The sequence below is a fragment of the Moraxella sp. TY6 genome, assembly GCF_048551375.1.
Taxonomy (GTDB): Bacteria; Pseudomonadota; Gammaproteobacteria; order Pseudomonadales; family Moraxellaceae; genus Faucicola.
Window position 1 is genome coordinate 1 of sequence record NZ_JBLYZJ010000030.1, and the last position, 4829, is coordinate 4829.

Here is a 4829-nt window from a genome sequence, read left to right on the forward strand (position 1 = left end):
ACTATTTAAAAACAACAACATCACCAAAAACAACACCACGAAAAACGAAAAATTTTTCGCAAAAGTCCACTACTAAAGTATGTGGACTAAATCGCTCCTTGCGTTCCTCCTCGCTCCTCGTCTTCGACCGCCGTCGCCACCGTCGTCACTCCAGTCGCTAAACTGCTAAAACTCATACGCTTGTCACCGCTTGCATACGCCATACAATCTGACTTCGGTAAGTCTAATACCATGCCTTTTGAGTTATACAAGGTGCATTTGTCATCAAACTGGATAACACTGGCAACCCTTTGTAATTCGGCTTGCATAGGGTCTATTTGAGTCTGTAATGGCTGTGTTTGGGTAACAGGTACAGGGGTACTAGCAACAACTGTTTGAGCAACCACGGGGGCAACAGAGGACGCTACAGGGGCATTTGGTAATTGCTTTGTGTCAACCCCTAAAACATTATCACCTTTTTTGTGTTGCATGGCTTGGAAACTTGCTAAACCGTTGTTGACGAAAAATCCAATGCCTACCAAGATAATAACACCTGTAATAATGGTTGATATGACTTTTTGGCTAGTACGAGCCTTGCTGTCAGTGACTTGACTGGTGCTTTTGTAATAGTCAAAAACTTGGGGATTTAACCGCCATTTTTGCATATCGTCTGCACTCTTAAACGCAGATTTGGTAAGGCTTGATTGAGCATACGACCACCAATAGACATTGACGGTTTTTTTCTTTTGGGGGCGATATAAATGCACGTGTTCGCCCACGTTTTCCAAAACGTACGAATTTAGCAACTTGGGGCTTTGGGTGATAATCCACAAATCAATACCGTAATGCCTGTGCGTTGAAAGGTCTTTACCAATGGCATTTTGTTTGGTTTCTTTCATAAATGCGTCAAAATATTGGGCTTCATCAACGACCATCAAAATAGGTTTTTTGTCCTTATCCTTGTTTGGGTTAAGTGACCGCCAGTCAGCGTCTTTGGGCAAAGGCTTAACACCAGTAATGCGTAAATCTTCAATATTTGTGTATATTTCACCATAAAACTGCTTATCAACTTCTTTTAAAAGCCATTCGACAACAAGACAGGTTTTGCCACTGCCAGGCGTTGCTGTAATAAGTCGTATCATTTTTTCTGCACCACCTTCAATCCAGTTGCAAATGTTTTGATATAAATACTCGCAAGATAAGCACCAACAATGATTGATATGGCTTTGTCAAGACCGCTTAAACCAAGTAAGCCACTAACAGCACCCAACTGACCAAAATTTGCCAATGCTTGGCTTTTGTAATAATCCACAAAACCTGTAAATATTGCAGTCGAGGCAAGCCCAAGCCCTGCCCCTGCTAGTATTTGACCAAGCCAAGATTTATTATTATTTGCTAATAATGTTTTAAGACCATTAAACAATGATGATACTGCCATTATTCGCTCCTTATCGCATTGGCGACAATCGCCATCGCCCCAAAATAAGCCAAAGCTAATATGACAGGACGGCATAATATGGCGAAATCGCAAAGCGGTTGTGGGTTAAATGATACGTTAGAAGTATATATACCAACTGATATTGTCGTAGGGGAAAAACTAGGGCATTGACCACCAAAGTTTATGTAATTACTGTCAAAATCTTGGGCTGATTTTGTCGATGGGGCTGTGTCAATATTGGGCTTTGTATCATCTGTTTTATCGGGTTCACCCCTCACCCATTGAAAGAATTCTTTAACACCAGTAGTAAAGGTTGTCCACTGTTCAACCCACCATTGATATTTTTCTTTAAGCCAGTCCCAAGCATTATTAATGACTTTAACAATCGGCTCGACAATCGCTAATGCTAATGCTTTGATTTCGTTGAGTATGTTTTGTAATACTGCTGATAAGATGTCAGCTAATGATTTGATAGCATTTAAGATGCTTGAAGGGTCAAATGCAGGTATGTCAACTTTATCAGCAACACATGCAGAGCCGTTCCATGCCGTGCCAGTACCGCAACTATGTGTTGCGTCTGTATCTGTTTTTGCGTTAGCAAGTGCATTGTCAGTAGTGCCTGCATTTACAGCGTCTTGCACGGCTTGATTGACAACGTCTTGTGCCGTAGGATTGCCCTTTTTTGCGTCAGCAATAACATCAGGTACTAAGTCTGAAATAGGTACAGACAAATTACCTGCACCACAAGAGACAGAAAAAGAATCAAATGCAGTATTATCTCTACCATATTCACATCTATTAGCAGCATACCTTAAATAACTTGTACCAGTAATACCAACTTTACTTAAACTAGCAACAACATCAGTAGTAGCTTTCTTACAAACATCTTCACCACTAAATCCTTGATAAATTTTATTCAAATGACTACCAGTACATACAATACCATCTTTTTTACGCACAGTATTGTTTGCAGGATCCATTACCCAATCAATCGCTTGACCGCCATATTTGGCAATAGCATAAGCAATGGCAACAGCACTAGCACCCTTTAAGACAGTGACCATGTTAGGTGTAGGAGGGGTAAATTTTACAGTCGATGATACACCGCCACGCATTGCAGTAACCAACTCTAACATGATATCGTATTTGCTAAATGACCAACCGCCAGCACTGACAGCATAAGCTAATGGCGGAGCTAGTGTTAAGTAGATGATGAGCCAAAGTGCAAGGATTTTTTTTATGATTGGTCGCATTTCAATCCTTAAATAATATGTATAGTGCTAGGGTTATGACAATGAGGTTATAGACAACCATAAGTAATTCCAAAAAAAATAGGGGGTTAGTTTCCCAACCCCCTACCCTTTAACCAAAGCTAAGGTTTAGCCACGGCTTGCAGTACGAGTAACAATACCCCATACCCAAGTAAGCGCAGCAGGGGCTAACTTCGCAGCACCCAAAGCACCAATCGCCGCCAAAGCCAATGCCAGTTGTATTGTGCCTTGGCTCACGTCAAGACCGTCAGCATGGGCAGACATTGCCATGGCAACAGGGGCAACAACTACGGCAACACCATTAACAATGCGTTGGTAAGTAGTACGAGGTTTTTTTTGTGCTACAACGATTTGTTGATTTTCCATTTTAAGCTCCTTGTTCAGCTTTTCGACTAAGTAAAGACCACACCCATGCTGTTGCAAAAAGTACGGCAGTAAGCGACAAAATTTGATTTGTGTCGCTATAACTGAGTTGTGATAACTCGGTTATAAAGTTAGCTTGCTCAACCCATTGTGTGCATTGATTAGTTGCTGTGTCTATGGTTTGGCAAACGTATGTTTTCATGTTCTGTTCGGTTTTCTTTTAACTGATTAATGATTTGGGGGCTTGCTTCGCACCGTGCTTTCCGCTTCAATCCTTTTATCTAGTAATAATTAAATCTAAAATTCTATAAGTTTCTTTCTCCGAGTAACCTTATATAATTAAGATTTTATAATTACTATCTAAAAGATATTTCTCGCTACAATCACTAGCCCTATCGGTCTCCGACCTCGTAGGGGGTAAACCCCCTTACAACCCCCAATGCCCTGTAGATAATTCAAAAAGGATTTAAGGCAAAGGTTCTAAATTGGGGGGAATCCCCCCAAACCCCCTAGGGGTCAAAAATAAAATAAAAAAACAAAAAGACGTTTTTTTATTTTATTTTTCGACCTTCATTTGTGCAGGTGGTAAAGATACAGATGATACAGGCGGAATCTTGATTTCTTTAATGACCATTTGAGCATTACCATAATCACCAACAGCAATCGTTAAATCCAATTCACATTCGAGCGGTAAACGACCTTCAAGCTGTGTTTTTAATTTCTCAAAATTGGTATGGTCGCCATACTGATAGGTAAATTCTTTAACGCCAATAGCGTCATTATTTTCAACAGGTAACTCTACGACAACATTAGTAAAATCAAGGGTGTAAGGTTTACCACTTTTTTTGCTAATGCCCGATTGATTAACTCCCTCAATGCGTCTGATGATAAATTTTTGCATGGATTTGCTCCTTTTAGGCTACTTTTAAGTGTGGGGTTAGATAACAACGGAAATCACCTCTAAACGCAGATTTAGGGGGGACGTAATCGGCAGGAAATTGTTTTTCTAGCTGTAATTGTAATAATTCAACAACTGGTAAAACTTGTACCGATTGATTATTGAGGTTCTGTAACAAACCTCTGGGAATACCAATATCAACTAAGGATTTAACATTAAGCTGAAACGCCCTAGGCTGATAACGTGATTTAACATCTTTCCAACCGTTAGACTTTAACAACTGGTAAAAATTAAACGCATTGTTTGCTTTGGTTAGTGATGGTTTACCGCTTTTGGTATAAGTAATTAATTTTTCTTTACACAAATCGTAAATTTGGTTGTCATCTGTACTATCCATAATGTTACCTTTCAACGCCTTAAAAATTGGGGAAAACCAGTATTGCCAAAGACGAATAAGGGCTTTATTTCTTAGTTTCTTAGACCCTAGATAACGGCAAAGTTCCCACAGATTAAACGGATAACCTAATTTTTCTAACAACTTTCGTTTATTGCTACTTTCAAAACGTAATACACAATCAGACCATAACAAAAGTTCATCATTCAAGATAACGAGCTTTTTAGCCGATTCAGTGCAACCTGTTTTGGCTTTAGTTTGTAGCTTGTTTATTTCGGTGCGTAGTTCTTCGGCTTTGCCGTATATCTTCGCACCGCCCCAAGGCGATGTTACACCACCAAAGTAAACGGTATTGTAAAAATCACGTCTATCAGTGTCATTGCGTCTATGACCCTGTGACACGTTAGCCAAAAAACGCAAACACGGTTGGACTAAACGAGCATGGGGCAACTTAATGGAAAAGGTGACATCTAAACGACTAACACG

Annotated in this window: 6 protein-coding genes; all 6 read right to left on the minus strand. The window is 39.9% G+C overall.

The window, feature by feature from the left end; translation table 11 throughout:
- Positions 1-86: 86 nt before the first annotated feature.
- Positions 87-1121 carry a zonular occludens toxin domain-containing protein gene (locus ACK1U4_RS11975; RefSeq protein WP_419401978.1) on the minus strand — a complete coding sequence of 345 codons (1035 nt, stop codon included), beginning with the start codon at positions 1119-1121 and terminating at the stop codon, positions 87-89.
- Positions 1118-1417 (minus strand): DUF2523 family protein, encoded by a 300-nt coding sequence (locus ACK1U4_RS11980; protein WP_419401979.1) that lies wholly within the window; start codon positions 1415-1417, stop codon positions 1118-1120. The genes ACK1U4_RS11975 and ACK1U4_RS11980 overlap by 4 nt, the downstream gene beginning before the upstream one ends.
- A complete protein-coding gene (locus ACK1U4_RS11985; protein WP_419401980.1) occupies positions 1417-2670 on the minus strand; it encodes a virulence factor TspB C-terminal domain-related protein in 1254 nt (417 codons plus the stop codon). The genes ACK1U4_RS11980 and ACK1U4_RS11985 overlap by 1 nt, the downstream gene beginning before the upstream one ends.
- A 126-nt stretch (positions 2671-2796) precedes the next feature.
- Positions 2797-3054, minus strand: coding sequence for a hypothetical protein (locus ACK1U4_RS11990; protein WP_419401981.1), 258 nt, complete (start codon positions 3052-3054; stop codon positions 2797-2799).
- A gap of 553 nt (positions 3055-3607) precedes the next feature.
- A complete protein-coding gene (locus ACK1U4_RS11995) occupies positions 3608-3952 on the minus strand; it encodes a hypothetical protein (protein WP_419401982.1) in 345 nt (114 codons plus the stop codon).
- Positions 3953-3965: 13 nt separating this feature from the next.
- The coding region (locus ACK1U4_RS12000; RefSeq protein ID WP_419401983.1) for a phage/plasmid replication protein, II/X family at positions 3966-4829 on the minus strand (864 nt) is incomplete at its 5' end.